This is a genomic window from Psychrobacter sp. TB20-MNA-CIBAN-0197, assembly GCF_040309765.1.
Taxonomy (GTDB): domain Bacteria; phylum Pseudomonadota; class Gammaproteobacteria; order Pseudomonadales; family Moraxellaceae; genus Psychrobacter; species Psychrobacter submarinus.
Genome location: NZ_JBEOPC010001417.1, coordinates 1 through 234 on the forward strand (window position 1 = coordinate 1; position 234 = coordinate 234).

The 234-nt window shown below is 55.6% G+C and carries 1 protein-coding gene; it reads right to left on the minus strand.

What is annotated here, in order from left to right; all coding sequences use genetic code 11:
* Positions 1-234 (minus strand): hypothetical protein (locus tag AAEY83_RS18630; RefSeq protein WP_351061681.1); only part of this gene is annotated, 234 nt, incomplete at both ends.

Here is a 234-nt window from a genome sequence, read left to right on the forward strand (position 1 = left end):
CCGTATCGCTGCTGACGAATCGCTCCTCGAGTGCCAGATCCAGCCACGCGCCACCGTCCAGGAGGGGGCGCATCAGCACGTCGTAAATCGCATGCACTTTCAGATCCGTTTCAGCAGAATCTTCCGGTGGAGAATCTGCGGGTGACTTCTTAGAGAACTTGCCACTTAACAGAATCCCCAACTTGCCCTTCGGATTAAGGTAATCAGCATGCACAGTCGCAATCAGTCGGGGGG